General features: G+C 44.7%; 26 protein-coding genes and 1 other annotated feature. Of the genes, 6 read left to right on the top strand and 20 right to left on the bottom strand.

Annotated elements, in window-relative coordinates; genetic code table 11:
* Positions 1–2 precede the first annotated feature (2 nt).
* From purQ to purC, 3 genes are read right to left on the bottom strand one after another with little or no spacing between them, the layout of a single operon-like run.
* A complete protein-coding gene (gene purQ / locus FD27_RS04480) occupies positions 3–683 on the bottom strand; it encodes a phosphoribosylformylglycinamidine synthase subunit PurQ (protein ID WP_057750157.1) in 681 nt (226 codons plus the stop codon).
* Positions 680–931: a phosphoribosylformylglycinamidine synthase subunit PurS gene (gene purS, locus FD27_RS04475; protein WP_057750154.1), complete on the bottom strand. Its 252-nt coding sequence runs from the start codon at positions 929–931 to the stop codon at positions 680–682. Before purS ends, purQ begins: the two co-directional genes overlap by 4 nt.
* Entirely contained in the window at positions 932–1,651 is a 720-nt protein-coding gene (gene purC, locus FD27_RS04470) for a phosphoribosylaminoimidazolesuccinocarboxamide synthase (RefSeq protein ID WP_057750151.1), read from the bottom strand.
* 281 nt (positions 1,652–1,932) lie between these two features.
* Positions 1,933–2,178 (top strand) — a binding site (T-box leader).
* 56 nt (positions 2,179–2,234) lie between these two features.
* Here purC and FD27_RS04460 point away from each other — a divergent pair.
* The 4 genes from FD27_RS04460 to FD27_RS04445 are packed head-to-tail and all read left to right on the top strand — an operon-like array spanning position 2,235 to position 6,694.
* On the top strand, positions 2,235–3,092 hold the full coding sequence (locus FD27_RS04460) for a homoserine O-acetyltransferase/O-succinyltransferase family protein (RefSeq protein WP_057750144.1): 858 nt from the start codon (positions 2,235–2,237) through the stop codon (positions 3,090–3,092).
* A gap of 2 nt (positions 3,093–3,094) precedes the next feature.
* The gene (locus FD27_RS04455; protein WP_057750141.1) at positions 3,095–4,375 is read left to right on the top strand and encodes an O-acetylhomoserine aminocarboxypropyltransferase/cysteine synthase family protein; all 1,281 of its coding nucleotides are present in this window, start codon (positions 3,095–3,097) and stop codon (positions 4,373–4,375) included.
* Positions 4,376–4,390: 15 nt separating this feature from the next.
* Positions 4,391–5,611 (top strand): homoserine dehydrogenase, encoded by a 1,221-nt coding sequence (locus FD27_RS04450; RefSeq protein WP_057750138.1) that lies wholly within the window; start codon positions 4,391–4,393, stop codon positions 5,609–5,611.
* Between the two features lie 57 nt (positions 5,612–5,668).
* Positions 5,669–6,694 carry a cation diffusion facilitator family transporter gene (locus FD27_RS04445; RefSeq protein WP_057750135.1) on the top strand — a complete coding sequence of 342 codons (1,026 nt, stop codon included), beginning with the start codon at positions 5,669–5,671 and terminating at the stop codon, positions 6,692–6,694.
* 385 nt (positions 6,695–7,079) lie between these two features.
* On the opposite strand, the gene purB is transcribed toward FD27_RS04445, so the two are convergent.
* The 4 genes from purB to FD27_RS04425 form a co-directional block, all read right to left on the bottom strand.
* Positions 7,080–8,372 carry an adenylosuccinate lyase gene (purB, locus tag FD27_RS04440; protein ID WP_057750132.1) on the bottom strand — a complete coding sequence of 431 codons (1,293 nt, stop codon included), beginning with the start codon at positions 8,370–8,372 and terminating at the stop codon, positions 7,080–7,082.
* A 53-nt stretch (positions 8,373–8,425) separates the two neighbouring features.
* The gene (gene purK, locus FD27_RS04435; RefSeq protein WP_181578080.1) at positions 8,426–9,541 is read right to left on the bottom strand and encodes a 5-(carboxyamino)imidazole ribonucleotide synthase; all 1,116 of its coding nucleotides are present in this window, start codon (positions 9,539–9,541) and stop codon (positions 8,426–8,428) included.
* A gap of 1 nt (position 9,542) precedes the next feature.
* Positions 9,543–10,028, bottom strand: a complete 486-nt coding sequence (gene purE, locus FD27_RS04430) for a 5-(carboxyamino)imidazole ribonucleotide mutase (protein WP_057750127.1) — start codon at positions 10,026–10,028, stop codon at positions 9,543–9,545.
* 166 nt (positions 10,029–10,194) lie between these two features.
* The gene (locus FD27_RS04425; protein WP_057750125.1) at positions 10,195–11,244 is read right to left on the bottom strand and encodes an AI-2E family transporter; all 1,050 of its coding nucleotides are present in this window, start codon (positions 11,242–11,244) and stop codon (positions 10,195–10,197) included.
* Between the two features lie 136 nt (positions 11,245–11,380).
* Between FD27_RS04425 and FD27_RS04420 the strand changes: the two genes are divergently transcribed.
* Positions 11,381–12,568, top strand: coding sequence for an SAM-dependent methyltransferase (locus FD27_RS04420; protein ID WP_057750122.1), 1,188 nt, complete (start codon positions 11,381–11,383; stop codon positions 12,566–12,568).
* A gap of 223 nt (positions 12,569–12,791) precedes the next feature.
* On the opposite strand, the gene pyrE is transcribed toward FD27_RS04420, so the two are convergent.
* From pyrE to FD27_RS04390, 6 genes are all read right to left on the bottom strand, one after another.
* Positions 12,792–13,445, bottom strand: coding sequence for an orotate phosphoribosyltransferase (gene pyrE, locus FD27_RS04415; RefSeq protein ID WP_057750119.1), 654 nt, complete (start codon positions 13,443–13,445; stop codon positions 12,792–12,794).
* A gap of 362 nt (positions 13,446–13,807) precedes the next feature.
* A complete protein-coding gene (locus FD27_RS04410; RefSeq protein ID WP_083482688.1) occupies positions 13,808–14,188 on the bottom strand; it encodes an AzlD domain-containing protein in 381 nt (126 codons plus the stop codon).
* 14 nt (positions 14,189–14,202) lie between these two features.
* Positions 14,203–15,024, bottom strand: coding sequence for an AzlC family ABC transporter permease (locus tag FD27_RS04405; RefSeq protein WP_057750215.1), 822 nt, complete (start codon positions 15,022–15,024; stop codon positions 14,203–14,205).
* 201 nt (positions 15,025–15,225) lie between these two features.
* Positions 15,226–16,353: a sensor histidine kinase gene (locus FD27_RS04400; RefSeq protein ID WP_057750116.1), complete on the bottom strand. Its 1,128-nt coding sequence runs from the start codon at positions 16,351–16,353 to the stop codon at positions 15,226–15,228.
* Positions 16,354–16,388: 35 nt separating this feature from the next.
* Positions 16,389–17,078, bottom strand: coding sequence for a response regulator transcription factor CroR (gene croR, locus FD27_RS04395; protein ID WP_057750113.1), 690 nt, complete (start codon positions 17,076–17,078; stop codon positions 16,389–16,391).
* 171 nt (positions 17,079–17,249) lie between these two features.
* Positions 17,250–18,281 (bottom strand): LCP family protein, encoded by a 1,032-nt coding sequence (locus FD27_RS04390; RefSeq protein ID WP_057750109.1) that lies wholly within the window; start codon positions 18,279–18,281, stop codon positions 17,250–17,252.
* A 206-nt stretch (positions 18,282–18,487) separates the two neighbouring features.
* On the opposite strand from FD27_RS04390, the gene FD27_RS04385 reads away from it, so the two are divergent.
* Positions 18,488–19,891 carry a L,D-transpeptidase gene (locus tag FD27_RS04385; protein WP_057750106.1) on the top strand — a complete coding sequence of 468 codons (1,404 nt, stop codon included), beginning with the start codon at positions 18,488–18,490 and terminating at the stop codon, positions 19,889–19,891.
* Between the two features lie 60 nt (positions 19,892–19,951).
* Here the strand turns inward: FD27_RS04385 and guaB are convergent, their stop codons facing one another.
* The 7 genes from guaB to FD27_RS04350 form a co-directional block, all read right to left on the bottom strand.
* Positions 19,952–21,094 carry an IMP dehydrogenase gene (guaB, locus tag FD27_RS04380; RefSeq protein ID WP_057750102.1) on the bottom strand — a complete coding sequence of 381 codons (1,143 nt, stop codon included), beginning with the start codon at positions 21,092–21,094 and terminating at the stop codon, positions 19,952–19,954.
* A gap of 245 nt (positions 21,095–21,339) precedes the next feature.
* Complete coding sequence (locus FD27_RS04375) at positions 21,340–22,107, bottom strand: DUF1129 domain-containing protein (RefSeq protein WP_057750099.1); 768 nt, start codon at positions 22,105–22,107, stop codon at positions 21,340–21,342.
* Between the two features lie 275 nt (positions 22,108–22,382).
* Positions 22,383–23,480: a redox-regulated ATPase YchF gene (gene ychF, locus FD27_RS04370; protein WP_057750097.1), complete on the bottom strand. Its 1,098-nt coding sequence runs from the start codon at positions 23,478–23,480 to the stop codon at positions 22,383–22,385.
* Between the two features lie 30 nt (positions 23,481–23,510).
* Complete coding sequence (locus FD27_RS04365) at positions 23,511–23,711, bottom strand: DUF951 domain-containing protein (protein WP_057750094.1); 201 nt, start codon at positions 23,709–23,711, stop codon at positions 23,511–23,513.
* A 20-nt stretch (positions 23,712–23,731) separates the two neighbouring features.
* On the bottom strand, positions 23,732–24,616 hold the full coding sequence (locus FD27_RS04360; RefSeq protein ID WP_057750091.1) for a ParB/RepB/Spo0J family partition protein: 885 nt from the start codon (positions 24,614–24,616) through the stop codon (positions 23,732–23,734).
* Entirely contained in the window at positions 24,606–25,373 is a 768-nt protein-coding gene (locus FD27_RS04355; RefSeq protein ID WP_057750088.1) for a ParA family protein, read from the bottom strand. The genes FD27_RS04360 and FD27_RS04355 overlap by 11 nt, the downstream gene beginning before the upstream one ends.
* Before the next feature lie 11 nt (positions 25,374–25,384).
* Positions 25,385–26,368 (bottom strand): nucleoid occlusion protein, encoded by a 984-nt coding sequence (locus FD27_RS04350; protein WP_057750085.1) that lies wholly within the window; start codon positions 26,366–26,368, stop codon positions 25,385–25,387.
* Positions 26,369–26,373 lie beyond the last annotated feature (5 nt).

The following is a 26,373-nucleotide window of genomic DNA, read 5'->3' as shown; positions in this document are numbered from 1 at the left end:
CTCTACCCCTCCACAGTAATGCGACCATGTTCTAATAACGACTTGAATAGTTTTAAGCCATCGGTGTTGCCCAAGATTGCTTCAACTGCCCGCTCTGGGTGCGGCATCATCCCTAAAACATTGCCTCGCCGGTTCACAATTCCCGCAATGTTGCGCAAACTACCGTTAGGATTCTCTTCAGCATAACGAAAGACAACTTGGTGGTGGGCTTCAAGTTCATCAAGCGTCTTTTGGTCAGCAAAATATGACCCATCAGCATGGGCGATTGGTAATTGAATCCGCTCGTGGGCTTGGTATTGACTGGTAAACATTGTCTGGTTGTTGACAACTTCCAGTGGAACCGTCTTGCAGATAAAACGTTGCTGGTTATTTTGTTTTAGTGCTCCCGGGAGCAAACCAACTTCGGTTAAAATCTGGAATCCATTGCAAGTTCCAAATACTGGTTTGCCTTCATTGGCCATCTTGACAACTGCCGGCATGATGTTGGTGAACCGGGCAATTGCCCCGGGACGTAGATAATCACCATATGAAAAACCGCCTGGCAACATCACCGCATCAAAGCCATCAAGACTGCTGTCGTGGTGAGAAACATATTCCACGTCTGCGTCGCAAACTGTCCGGAGAGCTTCATAGAGGTCAACGTCACAGTTAGAACCTGGAAAAACGATAACCGCAATTTTCATTTAGCTTCCTCCAATACTTGGTAACTGTATGTTTCCATGTTGAAATTAACTAGTAATTGGTCCGCCATCTTTTTAACGGCTTCTTCGACAGGTTCTTCTTGTTCGTCGATGGTTACGTCAAAGAACTTACCAACCTGAACATTGGTAACATCGTTGTGGCCGAGCGTATGGAGGGCATCCTTAATCGTTGACCCCTGAGGATCAAAAACCGATGGCTTGTAGGTTACGAAAATACGAACAGTTGTCATTTACTTATCCTCCTTAACGACCTTTTCCAAACGTGCTAAGACTTCATCGTACGTCTTTGTCAAATTAGCTAACTTACGACGGTAAACGTCCTTGTCCAGGTGTTGGTCAGTTTGTAAATCCCAAAGACGGCAGTTGTCAGGTGAAAATTCATCGGCTAAGACAATCTTGCCATCTTCGAGCCGGCCAAATTCGAGCTTGAAATCAACCAGTTGCATTCCGGCTTTTTCAAACAATGGCTTTAACAACGCGTTTACTTGCCGACACAGCTGCCACATGGTTGCCAATTGTTCATGAGAGGCAATCCCGAGAGCAATTGTTCCAGATTCATTGATAAATGGATCGTCTAATTCATCACTCTTGTAGAATGTTTCTTCAACCGGTTCAGGCAAAGCCTTACCTTCCTTTAATCCGTAACGGGTTGCGAAGTGACCAGCGACAACGTTCCGGGTCACAAATTCTAATGGGAACATTTGACACTTCTTTACCAAATCTTCGGTTGCTGATAGCTTTTCAATGAAGTGGGTCGGGATCCCGTTCTTAATGAGGTATTGGAAAACTAAGCTTGAAATGGCATTGGCTGCTTGGCCCTTGCCGGCGAAATGTTCCTTTTTCTTGCCATTCAGCGCAGTTGCTTGGTCCATGTAAACTACCCGTAAAACATTAGGGTCATCAGTTTGCCACATTTGCTTTGCCTTACCGGTGTACAGTAACTTTTCCATTAGAATTATCTCCTCTATTAAAAGCCGAACATTACTACAACTAAACTAGATTTTATTCGTTAAAATCTAGTTTCAATATACGCTGGGCCCCATAGGTTGTCAATATAATTTGCTAACTTTATTTTTAAATTTTACATTATTGTTCGTTTATTAGGCAAAATAATGTAAATTAAGAGCATGAATTGAAAATATGTTCGTTATTCATGATGATTACCAGAAAAATTTGCAAAAGTGGTTGACATTGAGAAAATGAGGAGTAGTCTATAAAGCAATTAGAAAATGATTAGACTTTGAAGAGAAGAGTAGTGCTCAACAATCCAGCAAGAGAGCTTCAGGTGGTGGAACGAAGTGTATTGAAGAGCATGAAGATGAGCTCTGAGTTAGTTTGCTTGGTCACAATGGCCGGGCAGGCCGGTAGCAACCGTTATCTTGCCGGGTATTTCCAGTTAGCTGGAGTACCTATTGAGGTTGCTATTGTGAATTAGCAATAAATTAAGGGTGGCACCGCGAAAGCTTTCGTCCCTAGATCGAGTAATCGGTCTGGACGAAAGCTTTTTATTTTACCTAGAAAGGAGTTTTAGAAATGACAGCAAATGCAACAAATGGCTTCTTATTAAGAAGTGGCGAATGGCACAACCACTTTCAGTTAAATCCCCTATCAATCGTGGTGGTTAACTTAATGCCTACCAAAGAAGCCACGGAACGACAATTTTTAACCCAATTTAATCAATTGGATCATGATGTTGACATCACCTTTATCTATCCCGCCACCCATCACTTCAAGGGAACTCCTTTTTCAGTAATTTCACGTGTTTACCAATCACTCGTTGAAATTGAGGGTCAGACATTTGACGGCGTGATTATCACTGGCGCCCCAGTTGAACAACTACCATTCCAACAAGTTGATTATTGGGAAGAATTTCAAACTATCTGTGACTGGGCTGAGCGGCACGCCCATCAAACACTATTGGAATGCTGGGCCGCTCAGGCAGGCCTCTATCACGATTTTGCAATTACTAAACACCCAGTTAACCATAAGATCTTCGGCATTTACCAAGCCGACCAGCTTGCTCCAGAATTAGCCAACGACTTTGGAGCAGGAGGCCTGCTAAAGATGCCTCAATCTCGGCATACCAACAGTGATATCGACCCGCAACGTTTACCCGGTGACCTGCAAATTGTGGCCAGCAACAACCAAATTGGTCCACTGATCTTGCGATCCAATCAACATCACCGCACATACATCACGGGGCATCCAGAATACGAAGTCGATACCCTCGCTAGTGAATACTACCGTGACCGCAAAAAGCGGCTCCCCATCCGGCAACCGCTTCACTATTTCAATCACAATGGAGAAATCAATTTCTCCTGGAAAACTTCTAGCAACATTATTTATCAAAATTGGCTTCACGCCTTTGCACTTCAGAAAGTAGGTAATTAATTATGAGTAAACAACCACAATATCATTTTGAAACATTACAAGTTCACGCTGGTCAACATATCGATGAAACTGGTGCGCGTGCTGTCCCGATTTATCAAACCACTTCTTACGTCTTCAAAGACGCTAAACAAGCAGCTGACCGTTTTAGTCTCAAGGAACCCGGTAACATTTATACACGACTGACGAACCCAACTACGGAAGTCGTTGATAAGCGGGTAGCCGCTTTGGAACACGGGACAGCTGGAATCACTTTAGCTACTGGTTCGGCTGCCATTACCGCAGCTATTCTCAACATTGCCCAACAAGGCGACGAGATTGTCTCTGCCAGCACCATTTACGGCGGGACATACGACTTATTTTCCGTGACCCTGCCAAAGCTCGGTATCAAGACTCGGTTCGTTGACCCTGATGATCCAGAAAACTTTGCCAAGGAAATTAACGAACATACCAAGGCCCTATACGTTGAAAGTATTGGTAACCCGGGCATTAACCTCGTGGACTTCAAAAAGATTGCCAAGATTGCCCATGACCACGGGATCCTCTTCATCGTTGACAACACCTTCGGGACGCCTTACCTTGTTAAGCCGCTCGATTTAGGTGCCGATGTGGTCGTCCACTCCGCAACGAAGTTCATTGGTGGTCATGGAACCACAATGGGTGGGGTCATCGTCGAAAACGGTAAGTTTGATTACCGAGCCAGTGGCCGTTACCCTGGATTTACCAAGCCTAATGCTCAATACGACGGCCTCGTTTTTGCCGACCTCGCACCGGCCGCCTTTACGACTAAGGTGCGGGCAGAAACTGCCCGTGACCTCGGTGCTACCATTAGTCCTTTCAATTCATTCTTACTCCTCCAAGGACTAGAATCACTGTCATTACGGGTTGAACGACACGTTGCTAATACCCGGAAGATTGTTAAGTTCTTAAACGACCATCCAAAGGTTGCATGGATCAACTACCCAGAATTACCAGACAGCCCATACAAGCCATTAGCTGACAAGTACTTCCCTAAGGGGGTTGGTTCGATCTTCACCCTTGGTTTAACTGGTGGTGAAAAGGCTGGTAAGGAACTGATTTCCCACCTGAAGTTATTCTCACTGTTGGCTAACGTGGCGGATGCCAAGTCATTGATCATTCACCCTGCTTCAACCACTCACGCTCAGTTAAGTCCTGAAGAACTGAAGGCTGCCGGTGTGACCCCTGACCTCATCCGGATATCTGTGGGGATTGAAAACGCTGATGACTTAATTGCTGACTTATCACAGGCCCTCGATCAAATTTAAAAAGGAGGCTCCATCATGCGCACAATTACCCTTGGCCTACTGGGATTAGGGACAGTTGGTTCCGGCGTGGTTAAACTATTACAGGCCCAACAAGCAAAGCTCGAGCAAACCGCCCAAGTCCATTTCCACTTAAAGCGGGTAGCAGTCGCCCACTTAGCGAAGCACCGCAATGACCCGCTGCCATCTGGCACGACCTTAACCGACAACATCGATGACGTGTTGAATGACCAGGATATCCAAGTAGTAATTGAAACCATGGGGACGGTTAATCTAGCGCGTGACGTGATTAAAAAGGCTATTTACCGGGGCAAATCAGTTATTACCGCTAACAAGGACCTCCTAGCAACTGATGGTCCACAATTAGCAGAACTTGCCCGTTTCCGTCACGTTGACTTTATGTACGAGGCCAGTGTTGCCGGGGGGATCCCCATCCTGCGGGTGCTTTCCAATAGCTTAGTTACTGATCAAATTAATCAAATCACTGGAATTATTAATGGAACAGCTAACTATATTCTGACTGCAATGAGCTCCGCTGGTCTTTCCTACCAGGATGCCTTGGCGGAGGCACAAGAAAAGGGGTACGCCGAACCCGACCCAACTAACGATGTTAAGGGAATTGATACTGCTAATAAGTTAAGTATTCTGAGCCAATTTTCCTTTGGCCGGGCATTGGATCCTCACCAGCTCACTGTGACCGGAATTGACCAGGTTTGTAAGCAACAGTTAGCCGCCGCTAGTCAACTCGGTTATGCTGTTAAGTTATTGGCCATTGCCCGTCGAAAAGGTGACTGTATTTTCACCTTTGTAGGTCCAGCCCTGCTGCCGCAAACCGCCCAATTAGCACAGATTGCGGGCGTTCAAAATGCAATTGAAGTTAACTCTAATGCCTTAGGAACCACCGTTTACACTGGTCCAGGTGCCGGCGCAGAGCCAACGGCCAACAGTATTTTGAGTGATCTGGTGGCGGTGGCGGACCACATCATGAACTTCGACTGTGGGAAAGAATTTAATGGTTATCACAACCACCTGACGACTAACTCCATCAATGACCTCCCCCAGGCCTACTTGGCAGTTGCTAAACAAGCACCGCCAGTCGATTTAGCCTGGCAAAAGACTTCGACCAACAATGACCGGTGGGCAGGTATCACCCCGACCCTATCAACGACAGAAGCGGCAGCTCTCCAAAAACAGTGTGATTATCCACTATTACCAATTGCCAATAGTTGGTCCCTCTAAGCACTGAAGAGTGTTAGAATAGTCGTAATCTACTAATTTTGGGGGATTTTGAAGCATTTGAGTAAAATCAAACGACACGTAAAAAATGAGATGGCCGTTTGGGAGGCCGATCAAGGAATTGAACTCCAAAAGATCCGCGCTTCCCAACGCCATCTCATTTATAATCTATTGGCTTATTTAGCGATTTCGATAATTGAATACTGGTTAGCCGCCATCAGTAAATCGCAAACTTTACGGGCGGACGCCTTTAACAACTTATCAGGAATCATTTCCACGGTTTTATTAATGCTTGGTTTACATATTGCCCAAGACATTAATGACGATGATATTGCGGGAATTAAGCTCCCTAATATGAAGACTAAAAAGTTCTTGGGCGGCGATCAGCGAATCCAATTTGTCCGGTGGCGTTACGAAACCATCTTTTCGTTGGTCACAGCGGTTGTGATGATCTCCATCGCCCTTAGTGTTATTACTGATGGCTTTCACGGTCTTACTGATCCAGCCACCCGTGTTGTTCCTCAGCCCATTGCCTTAGTTGGGGCCGGCATTGCTTCTGTAATTATGCTCGTGGTTTGGTATATGAACCGGCAGACGGGACGCAAATTAAAGAACGCCGCTTTACTGGCATCCGCCCAAGATAGTTTAAGCGATGCTTTTACCAGTATCGGTACAATGGTTGCTATTGGCGGTGCCCTCGCTTTCAATCTGGCATGGCTTGATGGAGTTACCAGTATCGTAGTTGGTTTGTTCATCCTTTATTCAGGGATCAAAATATTCTTTAGTACGAGCCTGAATTTGGCCGATTATTTTGATCCTAAAGCGGAAGCAGAATACCGCACAGCTATTCTGGATGTCCATAAGGTTCATCAGGTTGTTGAATTAAAAGCCCACTATAACGGCAATGTGGTTTCATTAGATGCCACACTGACCGTCAACGGTAAAATGACCATTTTGGAAAGTTACCAGTTGTCGGAAAAGATTGAGCGGATGCTCCGGAAGAAGTTTGGGATTATCGATACCGATATTTCATTTATCCCTGATCCTAATTCCTTTAAGGATAAGGATGTGAAGGGGCATTTCTAGAAATGAGAGTGCGAGCACGTTAAATCTCCCGGTGGCTAACGAATACTCCAACGAACGGCGACTTGTCGTCGGAGGAGGAGGTCGTTAGCTCGAGGGAGATTAGGGCGAGCATGTCTTGACCTGGGAGCATTAGAAGGCAGAAGTTGCTGTCGCGGCAAGGGAGCGAACCAGAAAACTTGTTTTCGTCTGTGAGCCCCCGCAAGGCTGATTAGGATAGTCACACCCGATTCATCGGTGTGGATGTCCAATCAGCTACTGCTCACATTTTGACTCGGTTGCAGTAAAACCGTTAGCTACTAGTCCTTCTCGGCGATAAAACAAAATATTCATTTAAAACGCAAACAGACGACTAACGTATCAACGTTAGTCGTCTGTTTTTCTTTATTTAACCAAGAACCCGCTTGTAAATGTCATCAACGTGACGCAAGTGCCAATGGTAATCAAAGGCGTCGTCAAGGTCTTCCTTGGTTAATTGCTTTTTGATTGTTGGATCAGCTTCCAATAATGGCCGGAATGGAACCTGGTCAGCCCAGCACTTAGCAGTATATGGCTGGATAAGGTCGTAAGCTGCTTCCCGGGTCATCCCGCTGTTAACCAGCTTCAAGAGCACCCGACCAGAATAAATCAAGCCCAGGGTCTTATCCATGTTCTTCTTCATGGTTTCAGGGAAGACATCCAAGCTGTGTAAGATCCGCCCAAACCGGTTCAGCATGTAATCCAGTAAGGATGTGGAATCTGGCAAAATCATCCGTTCAGCACTGGAATGGGAAATATCCCGTTCATGCCACAAAGGAACATCTTCATAAGCAGTTACAACATTACCGCGTAATACCCGCGCACAACCGCAAATGTTTTCTGAGCCAATTGGGTTCCGCTTGTGTGGCATTGCGGAAGACCCCTTTTGCCCCTTGGCAAAGTGTTCTTCAACTTCATGGATTTCTGTCCGTTGCAGGGAACGGATTTCCGTGGCCATTTCTTCCAGACTAGTACCGATTAAGGCAATAGTGGCAATGTATTCAGCATGTAAATCCCGTGGCAAAATCTGCGTAGAAATTTCTTGTGCCCGCAAGCCTAGCTTTTGACATACATACTTTTCCACAAATGGGTCCACTTCAGCAAAGGTACCTACCGCACCAGAAATCTTACCAGCTTCAACCCCGCGGGCAGCATGTTCGAAACGTTCCTTGTTCCGCTTCATTTCAGAATACCAGCGCAAGGCCTTTAAGCCAAATGTCGTTGGTTCAGCGTGGACACCATGGGTTCGTCCCATGCAGACAGTGTACTTGTACTTCTCAGCCATTGTCTTCAAGACATCCATAAAGTTGTCAATGTCCTTACGCAGAATGTCGTTAGCTTTCTTCAGCCGTAACCCCTGGGCAGTATCAACAACATCAGTCGAGGTTAAGCCATAGTGAACCCACTTCCGTTCCGGTCCCAGTGACTTTGATACATCTCGAGTAAAGGCAATCACATCATGGTGTGTAACCGCTTCAATTTTCGCAATGCCATCAACAGTAAACTTAGCGTTTTTCTTGATCTTTTCAACGTCTTCTGCTGGAATATGACCAAGCTTGCTCCACGCTTCATCTGCCGCAATTTCGACTTCAAGCCAGCATTGGTATTGCGTTTCAAGGCTCCAAATCTTTTCCATTTCTGGACTGGTATAACGATCAATCATCTCTGCAAAAATCCTCTCTAAATTTATTACTGTTCCATTATCGCACGAATTCGCTATTTATCCCAAATATGAGTGTCAGCAATTTCCTTAATTGTTTGGTTGACATCATTTGTCAAAATCGTGACGTGCCCCATTTTACGATTATGCCGGACTTCGGCTTTGCCATAATCATGGAAGTGCCAATTTGGTCGCTTAGCAATTTGGTCACGAACACCCGCAACGTGTTGTCCTAGAACGTTAACCATCACAACTGGTGATAACAATTTAATTTTTGGTAATGGCCAATTGCAGACCGCCCGATTATGGACGGCAAACTGTGAAAAGTTGCAAGCTTCAATCGAATAGTGCCCTGAATTATGTGGCCGTGGCGCCAATTCATTAATGTAGATCTCGCCATCATGACCAACAAACATTTCTACCCCTAAGATGCCCCGTAAGTTAATCGCATCGGCAATCTTAACCGCCATTTGTTGGGCTTTCTTCTGTAATTCAGCTGAAATTCGTGCAGGGACGATACTTAGGTGCAGGATTTCATCATGGTGAATGTTTTCAGATACGGGGAAGACGGTTACTTCACCATTTTCGTTTCGTCCCACCATGACGGAACATTCTAGTTTAAACGGTACCCAGCCTTCCAAAATGGCGTCCTTAGTGGATAGGATGCCATCGCACTTAGCAAGGTCACTCTTAGAATGCAGTACTTCCTGGCCATGACCATCATAGCCACCTTCACAGGTCTTGAGGACGGATGGGAAGCCGATCTTGGCCACTGCCTTGTCAAGGTCAGCATGGTTATGGACGGCCATGAATGGGGCCGTCTTTAGTCCTGCATTACGCAAAAAGGTCTTTTCACGAATCCGGTTCTTGGTAGTATACAGCAAGTGAGTCCCTTGAGGCACGTAGACCTTATCGGCAACATCCTCTAAAGCATGAAGGTCAACATTTTCAAATTCATAAGTCAGCACATCTGACCGCCGTGCTAATTCTTCAATTGCTTTAACGTCTGCGTATGGTGCCACGATTTGTTCATCAGCCACCTGCCCGGCTGGACAATGCGGCGTTGGATCAAGGATGATCACTTTCATCCCCGTCTGTTTAGCATCCAGTGCCATCATTTGACCGAGTTGGCCACCGCCAATAATTCCAATGGTTTGTCCTTGTTGAATCATTTTAGTCAAGGTCAGCACTGCTTTCTTTAGCGGCATCGTGCATTTGTTGCCGGTATGCCACAATCTGTTGTTGAATGTCATGATCATTAATGCCAAGAATCTGGAGAGCCAGCAATGCCGCGTTCTTTGCCCCCGCAACCCCGATCGCCGTGGTTGCAACAGGAATGCCAGCTGGCATTTGAACAATCGACAGTAACGAGTCCATCCCGCCCAGGGCCTTGGTTTGTCCCGGAATACCGATCACTGGCAATGGGGTGTTGGCCGCGATCATCCCTGGCAAGTGAGCGGCCCCACCAGCACAAGCAATGATCACCTTAGTCCCATGATCAACTGCACTTTGAGCAAAAGCGAACATTTCATTTGGCATCCGGTGAGCAGAAATAACCTGCTTATCGTAATCAACGCCAAATTGATCTAAAATCTGGCAAGTCTCTTTAACCGTTGGCCAGTCTGACTTGCTACCCATAACAACAGAAATTTGACTCATAATGGAACCTCCCTTAAAACTGCTTTCAGGATAGCAAATTCCCATCGATAAATCAATCCTATTTACGAACAAAATAAAATATGCACGCACTATTATTCGCCTTTAATATAAAAATCTCCTAGTAAGATTTACTAGGAGATCAGAAAAGAAGAACTTTAGATTTTACTTAACTAGTTGGTTGGCGGTGTCTTAACGGTTTCTTTCTGTTATGGTGGATCGACTTTACCCCCAGAATATCCAGCAAGAAAGTAAAGATCGGTACCCCAACAATCAAGCCCCAGGTCCCAAAGAGGTGCTCGCTGACAAGCAGAACAATAAAGGTATAGAAGATCGGTAATTCCGTTTTACTCGACATAAACTTCGGGTTCAGGACATATGCTTCCAGGGTATGGATGACGGCAACCATAATTAAAATATAAATAACATCGCGTACGCCACCCACCGAGTAGGCAACCATACTCAATGGCACCAGCGAAATAATGACCCCAGCAACTGGAATCAGTGAGAACAAGAACACCATTAATCCCAAAGCAAAGATCTGTGGCATGTGCATAAAAATCAGGCAGATTGTCGTAATCACGGTATTGCAAATGGCAATGAAGAATTGGGCTTCCAAAACGACCCCAAAAGTATTCACAAACTTTTTACCGAAGAAGTCAATATCTTGGAAGAACCAACCAAAATCGCTGGTCTGAAACGACCGGGAAAACTCATTCATTTGTTTTAATTCTAACGAGTAGAATAAACTAAGAATTAACGAAAGCACAAAGGTCACAGTTCCAGTTCCAAGACTGGTTAAAGTGTTAACTGCAATCGTCAAGCCGTGCCGGACCTGACTCATAATCGTTGCTGTGCTAACAAAATGATTAACATAATGGTAAATGACGGTTGCCTGATGGGTACTGTAAAACTTAATAACTGAATTAACCATTTTAATAACCTGGTTAACTAGTACTGGCAAGTACTTCGTGACCCCAAAGTAGATTGCAGCCACCAAAACCACATATGTGACCACCACGGTCAACGTTGTCGGGACCTTCGGCAGGCGGCGTTGGACCCACCGGACCCAATTAACCACAATAAAGGTCAAAATAAAGGTAAACAAGATCAAGTTCATCATTGATCGCATCATCCACAGGACCAAAATGATCAGCATCAATACCACAAAGCGGCGTAATCGCACATTATTAATAAAACGATGCCAGACATCTGTCATATTACTTTCCTCCATAACAATATTCTGTCCTCAATCTTACCGGTATTTTTAATTGGTGACAATCAATTCATCAGAAAAGCTCACAAGCTAGTGTTATAATAAACTGCATACTTTGTGAAAGAAGGATTCGTTTAAAATGCTAGAAAAGACGTTCTATAAGTCACTACTTAGTCACTCATTCAACATCCCCGTTAAGGTTGTTTTCTGGGATGGCAAAAGTGTCGTTTATGGTGACGGAGAACCCGAAGTAACGATTACTTTCAAGGAAAAGATTCCAATCCGGGAAGTTACTCGTAACGCCTCCATCGCACTTGGGGAAGCATATATGGATGGCAAAATTGAAATTGACGGTAGTATCCAGAAGCTAATCACCTCTGCTTACGAAAGTGCCGGTTCATTCATGCGTAATTCTAAATTCCGCAAGTTTCTTCCTAAACAAGGCCATTCCGAAAAGGAAAGTGAGACCGACGTTCAAAGTCACTACGATGTTGGTAATGACTTCTACAAGTTATGGCTTGATGACACTTTAACTTATTCCTGTGCCTACTTTGAAGGTGGCAACCGGAATGACCTGACTAAGGCCCAAAAGGATAAGGTTCACCACATCCTAAAGAAGCTGGACCCTCAACCAGGAAAGAAGCTCCTCGACATCGGTTGTGGTTGGGGAACTTTAATGCTGACGGCTGCTAAGTCATATGGCCTGAAAGTAACTGGGGTCACCCTGAGTGAAGAACAATTCCGCTTCGTTCAAAAGAAGATCGAAGACGAAGACCTGCAAGATGTCGCTGAAGTTCGCCTCGTGGATTACCGTGAACTTGGTGACGAAAAGTGGGACTACATCACTTCCGTGGGGATGTTCGAACACGTTGGAAAAGAAAACTTAGGCCTGTACTTCCAGGACATTTACAAGTACCTCACCAATGACGGGGTGGCCTTAATTCATGGTATTACCCGTCAACAAGGTGGCGCTTTCAACGGTTGGATCAACAAGTACATTTTCCCTGGTGGCTATGTTCCTGGTCTTGGTGAAATGGTTGACCACATCGTTGAAAACCATATGCAAATCGCTGATATGGAAATGTTGCGGCGTCACTACCAACGGACTTTGGAAATTTGGGATATGAACTTTAATGCTCACCGTTCCCAAATTGAAGATATGATGGGTGAACGGTTCACCCGGATGTGGGATTTATACCTGCAAGCATGTGCCGCTTCATTTGAGTCTGGAAATATCGATGTTATCCAATACCTGATGACGAAGGGTGCTTCTGGTAAGAACTTACCAATGACGCGGGAATACATGTACAAAGAAAGTAACAAGTAACAAAAATCGAAGCTGGGAATTAACCTTCTCAAGAGCCTGGTGGGCTAACCTGGAACGATGAATGGTGATGAAATTATCAGAGTCATCCGTAGTTAGCCTCGAAGGCGCTGGTTAATTCGCGCAATTAGACTTGGTAAGTTCAAGACTACTAGTAACAGAAGAGGGTGAGAAAAAGCGTTCTGCTTTTTCTCACCCTCGATTTTATTTCTTCAAATATTCTTTTTTAGCCAACTACGGCCAGCTTGTGTTGTTCACTCCAGGCCATTGGGTTTTGCCGCCATTCTTGTAACGACTTCAGGTGGTCGGCACTAATGTCACCATTTTCCTTAGCGATATTAATCAACGTGGAATAGTTAGTTACTGAGTAGTAGCTCAAGCCGTTTGCCAGGAAGTTTTGTTCAGCGGCTTGCAGTTGGTAAGTAAATACTGATACTACCCCGATAACATTGCCACCGGCATCTTCTACTGCCTTGGCGGCATTCAAAACACTGCTACCAGTAGAAATCAGGTCGTCGATTACGACTACCTTTTGGCCAGCACGGATAACACCTTCGACTTGCTTGCCTTGGCCATGATCCTTAGCATGAGCGCGAACGTAAACCATTGGTAAGCCCATTTCTTGGGCAACGGTAGTCGCATGAGGAATCCCAGCAGTCGCGGTTCCAGCAATAACATCGACATCTGGGTAGTGCAACTTAATTTGAGTGGTCATACCGTTAACAATTGCTTGGCGAACGTCTGGATATGAAATGGTCAGACGGTTGTCAGTATAGATTGGTGCCTTCAGTCCACTAGCCCAGGTATATGGTTCGTCAGGGCTCAAGGTAACCGCATTAATGTCTAAAAGTGCCTTTGCAACGTGTTGTGCGTATGTCATAATCTGTACTCCTTTAATCAAACCTAAGTGAAAAACAGCATTAGCTAACCATTTTCCTGATTAGACTAACGCTGTTTTTGATTAAATATGAATGGGTTTAATCAGCACACCGATTATGTCCTCACAGGAACAATTAAATGGTTTAGCGATAAAATACCCAGATTATAATTGGCGCTTTGGCAGCCATTCATGTTCACGACAGGTAAGAAAAAGCCTTCCCAGCCGTGGACTGGAAAGGCGCTATACTTATCACGTTCAATTAGATCCTTCCTAGCCTCACAGGACTAAGTTAAAGGTATTTTGTTTAACAAGTATAATAATCACATTAATGATGCTTGTCAACCATTATTTTGCATTTTTATTCAGATGACCATCGATAGCAACCACACTGATACTAACCCACCAACAACTGAAATCGCCATCGAACGAGTAAAGTAAGCAATCACCATAACAATCAATGCAGCCACGATTTGGTCGGGATGACCGAAGGGGACAAAATGATAACCCTTCGTGGTGATGAAGATGTTTTTAACAACCAGTGCCGTAAACAAACTAACCGGCACATACTTCATCCATTCGTTAAACCATTCCGGAATCTTACGTGAAGATAAAAAGCGAATTGGAAAGTAACGAGGAATGAATGCCGCGAAGGCTGCAAAGATAATTACAACCACGTGGTAAAGAATTTTATTACTAGCAAATGTATCACTAATCATTAACTGTAAATTACTCAACAAATCCATATTAACAGTCTCCACTAATTATGCTGACGCGGTTCGTCATGACTAGCCGCTGCTTCTTCAGCTTTGCTTGCCTGCTCTTCTTGTTCTTCCTGTTCTTCTTTTTCTTCAGCTTTCTGATCTTCAATAGTAATCCGCGTTGCCCGTGGACGGAAGAGCTTGGCCAAGAACCAATTGTTCTTCGGCACCTTTGCATGTTCACGAACGGTATTTTCAATCAGGAAACCAACGAACGAAGCAATTAGGGTGGCAATAACAACCCCAATAATGCTCCCGGTTAATACCATAAAGATAACAGCTAGGACAGCCGATAGTAAGCAAATCAGCAATGCCAGGTGGCTTCGTAATTGCATGACAATCATGTAAATAAAGAGAGCCGTCAATGCGAAATCAACCACTTCCAGGTTGATCGACACTGCACTACCAATTAAGCCCCCCACCATGTTGGAAACTGACCAGAATAGCAGCGAATAATGTTCTACTAACAAGCCATCTTTAGGATGCCACTTTTTATCCGTTGCAAACTTCAAATAGTTAACGGCATAGTTTTCGTCATTCATTGAAACCGCAAAGAGCCAGATGAAGTGCTGTGACTCATTTTTGATATATTTAGAAAGACTTGATCCTAAAAGAGCATACCGCAATTCCAAGAAGAAAAGCGTCATAAAGATCGAACTTAGTGGGGCATTGATTGTCAATAGCGATGCCAGAATGAACTGAGCTCCTCCAGAGAAGACCACGATTGAAACAATCAGTGTCATGATAAAGTTAAAGCCCGCTGCGTGAAGTAAGATCCCACAGGCTACCCCAATTGGAATGTAACTCAGACAAAGGGGCATTGAGATGCCGAGGACTTCAAGCCACCGTGCTTTTTCAGGATTAATTTGCGCTTTTGCCGACACAGAATTTCCTCCAATTAATTTGTATTCTAGCTTCGTACAGAAGCCGACACAATGCTCTTTTAGTTTAACACATTCAACATTCGGTGAATATAAAAGGAAGGCGGAATTTTTTAATGTTTTCCGTCTTCCAAACTTAATTTATTTATGCTGCTTGAGGGGTAAGGTAACGATAAATGAGGTTTGCTGTTCATTTGATTCAGCCTTCACGGTCCCATGATGAAGGTCAACAATACTCTTAACAATCGCTAAGCCTAACCCAGTTCCCCCGGTAGCCCGTGAACGCGATGCCTCAGCCCGGTAAAAGCGTTCAAACAAGTGGTCAATTGATTCCGCAGGGATCGGCGTCCCGTCGTTGCTAACTTTCACCACAACTTTGGTGCCCCGCTGACGGGCATCAATTTTAATATAGGAAGCGCCATTGCCGTACTTAAAAGCATTTGAAACCAGGTTAGAGAACACCCGGCCCAGTTTCTCTGGATCTGCTTCCAGCATCAGTGGATCTGGTTCTACGTGCGAAGTAATTTCAATTCCTCGATGCTGAGCTTCCAATTCAAAACTAGCAGTCAGCTGTTCCAGTAACTGGTTCAGGTCAATCTTCATGATATTGACTGGTGCCCCATGCTGTTGCACCTTGGTATATTCAAACAGGTCTTCCACCAAGTTCTTCATCTGCTTAGCTTTCTCATAAGCGGTGTGGGTGTACTTGAGGATATCATCTTCGCTCCGGTATTGTTTGTCTTCGATTAGTCCCAAGTAGCCAATAATGCTAGTTAACGGTGTCCGTAAGTCATGGCTAACGTTGGTAATCAATTCATCCTTGGATTTTTCAATCTTCCGTTCATCATCCATCGACTGAACAGCACTATCAACAAGGGCATTCACACTCGTGATCACGTGCTGCTCATTTCCCTTTAATTTAAAGGGAATCCGGTGGTCTAAGTGACCTTGCGCAATATAGTGCAATTCACCAATGATATGGTTCATTTGATACAGGTGGTAACGCCGGCGCAGTCGCCACCACACTACCCAGATATCAATAATGATCAAGAACGCAATTATGATCCGCTGGTAGCTCCAAATTTGCGCCTGCATCGGGCCAATTCGCAATGACTGTTTGATCATGAAGATCCCGCTTGTGATTCCCGGATTTGATTCCACGATATCTTGAGCAATCGTGATAATTGCCAGATTCAGGAGAATTAATAGGACAACCGTCACAATCCCCTCAAAAATTAATGAACTTTTTTCGCGTCCAGTTAGTTTCACAACCGTTCCTCCATCAAATATTCACACGTACTATCCTAGTGGTCTTCAACCTTGTAACCGACACCCCATACGGTTTGGATTACTTTTTCACCGTTTGTTGCTTCTTCGATCTTATCACGAAGGTGACTAACGTGGACCATGACCGTCTTGGCAGAAACAACACTCTCTTGCTGCCATACTCGTTCAAAAATGTCGTCCGCTGAGAAGACCCGGTTAGGATGGCTAGCCAACAAGTACAAGATTCCAAATTCCAGGGCTGTCAATTGAATTGTGTCGCCCTTGATCGTCTTGACTTCGTGAGAGTCCTTATTGATCGTCAATGGACCCACGTTCAATATATCTGGGGTATCGTTAGTAACTTCACCCTGACTGCGCCGCAATAATGACTTAACCCGAGCCATTACTTCCAACGGATTAAATGGCTTCGTTACGTAATCATCAGCGCCGGAAACCAGGCCCTGAATCTTATCCATATCGGCGGTCTTAGCAGATAGAACAAGGATTGGAATATCAGAATCCTTGCGTACCTGCTTAATTACTTGCATCCCGTCCATCTCAGGCATCATCAAGTCCAGAATGATCAATGCAATATCCGGATTAGTATTGAGCTTGGTCATTGCTTCCTTCCCATTGTAAGCAGCGACTGGCTCGTAGCCTTCATTTCGAATGTAAATTTCTAATAGTTGAACAATCTCTTTGTCGTCATCTACTACCAAAATTTTCATATCATTCACCCTTTAACTACTTTAACGAGTTAATTATAGTCATTTTATGTTTCATCACCGTGTTTTACGGGTTACCTTAATGAAATATTTGCTTTTTGCACACACTTCCATCATACCATTTTCCAATAGAAATGACCCAAGCAAGCAAATGCCTACTCAGGTCATTAAAGATTAATTATTTGTATTGAGGTCTTCTTGTTCGAGTCCCAAGCTGGAACGGAGCAAGTCGGAAATTCGTTGTCGTTCTGAATGTGAAACATCTTGGAATGCTTGACCATCCGAGTCATCACTTGTTCCTTGCGCATGACTCTGCTTAATGTTCTTGGTAGCCTGCCGGTAATGTTGCGCTAAGGTCATCATTTCACTAAACTTCAGGTCCGTCTTAGCATTCTTAGAAACCGTCTTAAGGAACTTCTGGTTAAGTACAGTCTTGTATGAGATCGACTTCTTCAGCAAGGCTTCAATGACCATCTTCTGCCGTTGTTGACGTCCATAGTCACCTTTTGGATCATCATACCGCATCCGGCAGAACTTAAGGGCCGTCCACCCATTCATGTGCTGGGGCTTTCCTTTAACAAATGAGGCCCCTTCGTAGTCAAAGGTTAGTGGTGGCGTTACCGTAACTCCGCCGACCTGGTTGATTGCTTCTTTCATCCCGGCCATATTAACTAGTGCATAGAAGTCGACCGGCACATTGAAGTATTTCTGAACAGTATTAATCGTTTCTTTGGTTCCACCGTATGCATAGGCCGCATTAATCTTAGCCGGTGATTCATCAGGATAATCTGGCAAGTTAACCTTCATATCACGTGGAATGGAAACTAGCGTGGTCTGCTTTGTTTGAGGATTGATCGTCATGAGCATAATTGTATCAGTCCGTCCCTTGTAATGACGACCCAGGTCACCAGTATCTGTTCCTAGTAGCAAAATTGAAACTGGCCGCCGTTCAGCTAAGACCTTTTGGGCATTCCGCTCCTTATTAGCACCAGCGGAAGTAAACATTTCATTGCTGGTCTGATGAACATTATGCCAAGCAATCCCACCAAAGATGACAATAATGGCAATTAAGAAAAGAACAATTGACCAAAAAATCCGATTACCCCAGTTTTTCGGTTGACGATTGTTACCCCCATTACCATGCATCCGGTGTTGATATTCCGACCTTGTTAATGGAAATTCTGTATCTCCCGAATTATTATTCATGATTCTTCTCCCTCAATAAAAACAGAATTATAAACTGATTGTACCAGCTTTTCTGTTAATAGTCATAATTTCTTTTGATTAAAGAAGGATAACTCCCGCTTTCGCGCTTTTTATGTCTTTTTTAGTATCAACTAATTGAATTTATCCATCGATACAGTACAATATGAAAAGTAATCGAACAAATTTCAAACATGTGAGGAATCACAATGAAACTATCTATCAAACGGTGTGGGGCAATCGTAATTGTCATCTTAGTAATCGTCACTAGCCTGATGATTCATCACCAACACACCTATTTCAATCAAAATACGACCATTAATGGTGTCCGGGTTGGCGGGTTGAACACTAAACAAGCCTTTAATAAAGTTAAAACTGCTAAAAGGCTAAATCGTGTTTACCTTAATGGACAACTAATTTATTCGGGGGCGCCTTCCAACTCTGGTATCCAAGATTCTCAAGAAAGACAAATGACCAGACTTCAGAAAAAGCAACGCACTTTCTTCCCTTCCAAGAAGAAGCAAGCATTAATTTTAACACCAGCGGACAACCCAGCAGACCGTAAAAATGCTCTGCAGACGGCTGTTACTAATGCTTTACAGCGAATGAATCAAGGACGGCAACGACCCGTTGATGCTTACGCCCAACTCAAGGATAATCAAGTATCAATCGTTCCGGCGAAAGCTGGTGATATGTACGATCCAGCAGACGTGATGCGTCAATTTAACCAGCAGGCGGCCCAGGGAACAATCAGAATTACTGCACACCACATGCATCCCCTGTCAGCTTCTAGTGCTACTGTCCAGCATGAAAAAACCCAGTTGCAAAATCTACAAAAGCGGGCTGTGACCTACACCGTTGCCGGAAAAGCTTATCATTTAACCGCTGCTCAAATCATTACCACTGCTACCTATCAGCACGGTAAATACCAGTTTGACCTGCATAAGTTGAATTCCAGCATTAATCGCATTAATCGTCAGCAAGCCACTCTGGGCCGGTCGTTCAAGTTTAAGACCCCCACTGGGAAATGGATCACAACCAGTAACAAAGGAACTTATGGCTGGAAGATCAGTAAAACGAAAGCCCAACAGTCATTTACGACCGCTCTGGAAAAGAACCAGTCAAAAGTAAACGCAGCTAATGATATTTATGGTAAGGGTTACTACACTGGCGGAACCGGTTATGGAAAGAAAGCTAACGACGGGATCGGTAAGACGTATGCGGTAATTTCGATTGCCGACCAGCACGCTTGGTTCTATCGTAATGGTAAACGCGTCTTTGATGCTGATATCGTCACGGGATCTAACAAACCTGGCGATCGGACTCCCCACGGTGTCTGGTACATCATGTATAAGCAATCACCATCCGTTTTGAAGGGTTCTAATGATGATGGCTCGAAATATTCAAGTAAGGTTAAGTACTGGTCCCAATTTACCAATAGCGGTTGTGGTTTTCACGACGCCCCATGGCGAACGGACTGGTCCAAGACCGCTTACTTGAAGACAAATAGTGTCACAAAGGGTGGTTCCCATGGCTGTGCGAATATGAAACCGGCTGACGCGCCGAAAGGCTACCAAGCCTTAGAGGTGCATGAACCAGTAATCGTTTATTAACTTGTAACTAAAAAGGCGACTGGAAATTTCCAGTCGCCTTTTTGATAGTCTCAGCTAACTTTATTTGTAGTTAGGAGCCGCCTTAGTGATTTGAACATCGTGTGGGTGTGATTCACGAAGACCGGCATTGGTGATTTGAACAAATTGGGCATTTTCAATCATCGTTGGAATATCAGGTGCACCAACGTAACCCATTCCTGAACGTAAACCACCATCAATTTGGAAGAGGACATCTGCCACGTCACCCTTGTATGGAACACGGGCTTCGATTCCTTCAGGGACCAACTTGTTGGCTTCATTAACGCCACCTTGGAAGTAACGATCAGAAGAACCATGAGCTTGAGCCATTGCACCAACAGAACCCATTCCACGGTAAGCCTTGTACTTCTTACCGCCGTCTTCGAAGACTTCACCAGGAGCTTCAGTAGTCCCGGAAAGCATTCCACCAAGCATCACGGCATTACCACCAGCAGCTAAGGCCTTCACAACATCACCGGAGTACTTGATACCACCATCGGCAATAATTGGCTTGCCATATTCACGTGCAACTTGGGCAGCATCATAAATGGCCGTGATTTGTGGAACACCAACACCGGCAACCACTCGGGTAGTACAAATTGAACCAGGTCCAATGCCGACCTTAACAACGTCAACCCCGGCATCAAAGAGGGCCTTAGTAGCAGAACCTGTAGCAACGTTACCAGCAATTAAGGTTACATCAGGGAAGTGATCGCGGATTTCCTTAATCTTCCGCAGAACACCAGCAGAGTGACCGTGAGCAGTATCAATAACAATTGCGTCCGCACCAGCGTCGAGCAGAGCTTGGGCACGTTCAAAAGTATCACTAGTCACACCAACAGCTGCCGCACAAAGTAAACGATGCTGGTCATCAACGGCTGCTTTAGTAGCATTAGCTGGAACCCCAACGCTCTTAACGTTAGCGACTTCACCAGCTTGTGCTTGAATAGACATATTCTTGTGAACTACACCTAGTCCACCTTGAAGAGCCATTGCGATCGCCATTGATCCTTCAGTAACGGTATCCATTCCGGCTGAAATGATTGGAATGTTCAGATGCAGGTTGTCAGCTAAGGTTGTACTCAGATCAACCTCATTTGGTAACACGTGACTTTCTGCAGGAATCAATAAAACATCATCGAAAGTTAAACCCTTCTTGGCAAACTTAGTATCCCAATTTGACATGTGACTAGACACTCCCTTTGATTTTTGATTAGATATACTGTACTAGGATTCATTCAAAAAATCAACGGAAAAACCGGAATTCGTGGTTAATTTTCTTAATTTAGCGCATGATTGTTTCAGACGACACTAACTTTTGTGTTTAATGTAATTACATAAGTTCGGTATTTTATTAAATCAAAAATTAATTTAAACGAAAAAATTGGTGAATGTTCGGCCTATTCCATGAACACTCACCAATTTTTATTTTATTTACGGCGGTTACCAAACAGTGAACCTTGAATGTGGAACCGCTGCCGGAAGATGATATCGCCAATGAAGAAGACAATTCCGATGATCAGGTAAGCCCAGACATTCAACCGCGGGTTGAGAGCGTTTGGTAAGAGGCTGGCTCCCATGTAGATTGCCAACCAAACAACTAGTCCAAAGGCAATCGTCAAGATCCGGAACCACAGCGGATTTGTTTGAACCCACTTGCCATTCTTCTTCTTTGGTTGCAATTGCCAAGCAACATAACCAAAGATGGCCCCACCGGTAATTGCGACAATCACAATCGAAGTCATTCCAGAACTTCCATTGTGCGGAACCTGCATTGCTGCTGGAGCTAACCAGTACATCAAGCCATACAGGAAAGTGAAAATACTCATGAAGATAATCATGTTATCAACAGAGAGCAGCTTAATGGTTTGCTTGGTCATGTGTTTAGCATTGCTCTGCTTCTTAGGATCCTTAAGGTCCTTAACGTATTGCGTTGGGGTACCAAACAGGCTTTTAGCGGTTTGCCCCTTCTTTTGTGCTGCCTGTAACTGTTCAATCGTCGTCTTCATAATTTCTGGACGTTTCTCACTAGCAACATTTTGCCGTTCTAATTGCTTATTCAATTGAAAAACGAATTCTTCGTTCTTCTTTGTTAAATGATACTTACTAAATTCATTGCCCACTGCTTGGCGATCCTTTTTCAGGTGTTCGCGTTGGCGTTGGCCAGCTTGGGCATTTCGTGGTTCTTGTTCGCTCACGATTAATGTTCCTCCTAAAAATGGTGTGGATAAATAATTGTTGTGGATTGAGGTGCAGCTCAGTCTAAATTCCTACTGCAGTTAAGTTGAAACGTGCTCGGCCTAAGTTTCTACTGCAACTGAGTCTAAACGTGCTCGGCCTAAACTTCTACTGCAACTGAGTCGAAATGTGCTCGGCCTAAACTCCCTCGAGCTAACGCACTCCTCCGCCGACGACAAGTCGCCGTTTGTCGGAGCAATCGTTAGCCACCGGGAGTTTTTTACGGCCTCGCACTCTAAACATTGAACCTAAACTCCACAATATCGCCATCTTGCATGACGTAATCCTTACCTTCTAGCCGTAACTTTCCGGCTTCCTTTACTGCCGCTTCTGAGCCCAGCTTATCCAAGTCATCAAAGCTCATTACTTCGGCCCGAATAAAGCCCCGTTCAAAGTCAGAGTGAATAATACCAGCGGCTTGGGGAGCCTTGGTACCCTTCTTAAAGGTCCATGCTCGAGTTTCTGGGCCACCAGCAGTGAAGAAGGTTTCCAACCCAAGGAGCTTGTAAGCAGCTCGAATCAAACGGTTCAAACCAGGTTCCTTAACCCCTTCCATTTCAAGGAAGTCAGCCTTATCTGCTTCATCCATTTCTGCAATCTGCTCTTCAGCAGCGGCAGCAACACCAATGACTTCACCATCACCCTTAACATGTTCCTTAATTTGGTCCATGTACTTATTGCTGTCGGGATCAGCCATGTCTTCTTCCGCAATGTTAGCAACATACAGCACGGGCTTACTCGTCAGTAAGAATAGGCCCTTAACGATCTTCTTTTCGTCGTCATTAAAGTCAATTGACCGGACACTCTTGCCGTCTTCCAAAACTGGCTTAATCTTGTTCAATACTGCTAATTCTGCTAAGGCATCCTTATCACGGCCCTTAGCAGCCCGTTGAACCTTTGCCAAACGCTTGTTAACGGCATCTAAGTCGGCCATCACTAATTCTAGGTTAATGGTATCAATATCGTCGATAGGGTCCACCTTACCAGTAACAGAGGTGATGTCGTCATCATCGAAGGCCCGGACAACGTGCACAATCGCATCAGTTTGCCGAATGTTTTCCAAGAACTTGTTTCCAAGCCCTTCACCCTTGCTGGCACCCTTAACGATTCCGGCAATATCGGTGAATTCGAAGGTTGTTGGGACAATCTTCTTTGCTGGAATAATTTCGTTAATACGGTCCAAACGACTATCTGGGACTTCCACCATCCCCACGTTTGGATCGATCGTTGCAAACGGGTAGTTGGCCATTTCGGCGCCCGCCTTAGTGATTGCGTTAAATAGGGTTGACTTACCAACGTTTGGTAACCCAACAATCCCTGCAGTTAATGACATGTCTTCTTCACTTTCCTTTTCTTTTATAAATTAAGCTTCTTCATTAGTTCCCTTTTCCAGAACCTTCTTAAAGCCCTTGTCGAACTTTTGGCGAGTCATCATCACAATGTGCCCACAACCAGTACATTGAATCTTGATATCAGCCCCGACCCGCGTGATTAACCACCGATTGGTCCCACACGGGTGTTGCTTTTTCATCATTACAATGTCGCCTTTATCGTAAGCTGCCATCAGTGATCATCCTTTCTGTTCTAATCTAATGAAATATTTAATACTTTCATGATCCGGTCAAAGTCTTCTGCGTTCGTATAAGGAATTTCGATCTTCCCCGTATTCCGCTTCCGGCCAGGAGCAACCGCCACCTTCGTACCAAACTTGCTTTGCAGTTCAGACTCGGCTGCCCGAGCATATGCTGGCTTGCGACGGCGCCGTGCGGTTTTCTTTTTGGTATTGCCGTTCATCTTGGCCACAATATCTTCAAGCTGACGAACCGTGATGTTTTGATCCACGGCCCGCTTAGCCAAGGATACCAGTTTCTTACGATCCTTCAATCCCAAAATTGTCCGGGCTTGTCCCATTGACAACTGGCCACCAGATACAAGCTTCTTGATCTCTGGTGGTAATCCTAACAACCGTAAGTAATTGGCAATGTATGGCCTGCTCTTCCCTAACCGGGTCGCAACTTGCGCCTGAGTCAGGTCCAACTTATTCATTAATGTCTGATAAGCCTGGGCTTCTTCCAGTGGTGTCAAGTCTTCCCGCTGAAGGTTTTCCAGTACGGCAACTTCCATCATTTTTTCATCAGACATGGACCGCACAATTGCGGGAATAGTCTTCTGTTTAGCTAACTTAGAAGCCCGGAAGCGCCGTTCACCAGCAATCAATTCGTACCGTTCCAGTTTAGGATCTGGTTGACGTAAAATAACCGGTTGAAAAACGCCTGACTTCTTAATGGAAGCGGCCAGTTCCTTCAAGGCCTTCTGGTCAAAGGTCCGCCGTGGCTGGTAAGGATTAGGACGAATCTTAGTCAGTTCAATGTCCTGCACACTTTCCTGTGAGGTTAAATCATCAAGGTTGTTTTCCTCAAACAGAGCTTCAATGCCTCGTCCTAAACCACTTTGCTTTTTATTCGCCATGATTTGCCAACACTTCCTTTGCTAATTGCTGGTAGACGTGCGCACCAGTTGACCGCTTATCGTAGTCAACGATTGCCTCACCGTGACTTGGTGCTTCTGACAAACGCACATTCCGTGGAATGATCGTCTGGTAAACCTGTGAGCCAAAGAACTTCTTTACTTCGGCGTTGACTTGTTGACCAAGGTTAGTCCGTTTATCAAACATTGTTAAGAGGACGCCTTCAATCTTCAAGTCAGGGTTAAAGTGTTTCCGAACTAATTTAATAGTGTTCAATAACTGACTCAGTCCTTCAAGGGCATAGTATTCACTCTGAACCGGAATCAAGATTGAATCACAGGCCGTGAAGGCATTGATTGTCAGCAAACCCAGCGAAGGCGGACAATCGATCAAAATGTAGTTATATTCGTCTTTAACGCTTCCAAAGGCATCTTTTAAACGGGTTTCACGGGCCATCAAACTGGTCAGTTCAACTTCAGCACCCGATAAAGCAATGGTCGTCGGCGCAATATCCATCCCCTTATGGCTAGAAGGCAAAATGATATCGCTCAGGTCTACATCATTGATCAGCACATCATAAACGCTCTGCTTAATGCTCTTCTTATCAATGCCGAGACCACTTGTGGCGTTACCTTGCGGGTCCAGGTCAATGAGGAGAACCTTCTTGCCTAGATCCGCTAAGCAGGCCCCTAAATTAACACTGGTGGTTGTTTTCCCAACGCCACCCTTTTGATTAGCAAGTGCAATTACGTATCCCATGTACTTTCCTCCTACTGTTTCTTCGGAATTTCAATCACGAGTTGATAGGAATCGTCATCATCTTGCTCGTGGGTCTTCACCGTAAAGCCGTTATCAGTAGCCAATTTAATTGACTTCTTAATGGTATTCAAAGCCAGGCGGGGATCATTAGCTGTAGTCCGCTTACTACCCTTCTTAGTCTTTGAACGCCGACTAGTTTTCTTTCTACTCTTCTTGGCTTTCTTAGCTGGTTGTGAAGTAGCAATAACCTCTTCTTCATTCGCGGTGCCACTTGCTGGCAAGCCTTCAAGATCGGCTAATTCTTGCCGCTTCTTTTCTGCTCGTTTTTTAGCCAATTCTGACGGTAACGGTCGTCCTAACAAACGGGCAACTTCATCTTCAGTCTGCCGGACAGTCAGCCGTTCATTGACCACCCGCATTAACATTTCTCGTTGCTGACCTTCATCCAAATCAAGCATTGCCCGACCATGCCGTTCAGAAATCCGGTGGTCCAGGATTGCTGTTTGAACTGGCTTAATTAACTTCAGGAGCCGAAGCTTATTGGCAACGAAGGACTGACTCTTTCCCATTCCCTTAGCCAGAGCAGATTGGGTCATGTGGTTCAGGTCCATCAATTGACGGTAGGCTTGAGCTTCTTCGACAGAGCTCAGTTGTGACCGTTGTAAATTTTCAATCAACGCTAATGATGCGGTCTCCCGGTCACTCATCTTTTCAATAATTGCCGGTACCGTTTCCCATTTTAATAATTTAACAGCTCGGTACCGCCGCTCACCGGCAATGATTTCGTACTTTGCCGGTTCATATTCCCGTACAATGATTGGTTGCAATAAACCGTGTTCATCAATCGTTTGGGCCAATTCACGAATACCATTTTGGTCAAACACTTTCCGTGGCTGGTAACGGTTAGGGATAATTTGATCAACCTTAATATTAACAACCTTATTCTTAGTGTCACCGGAATGTTCTTTCCCGATGCCAAATAACGAAAAAGCCATAATTC

The organism is Limosilactobacillus frumenti DSM 13145 (assembly GCF_001436045.1).
In the GTDB taxonomy this organism is placed as follows: domain Bacteria; phylum Bacillota; class Bacilli; order Lactobacillales; family Lactobacillaceae; genus Limosilactobacillus; species Limosilactobacillus frumenti.
The sequence above is the reverse complement of the archived record's forward strand: the minus strand, read 5'-3'. Positions and strand labels throughout refer to the sequence as shown.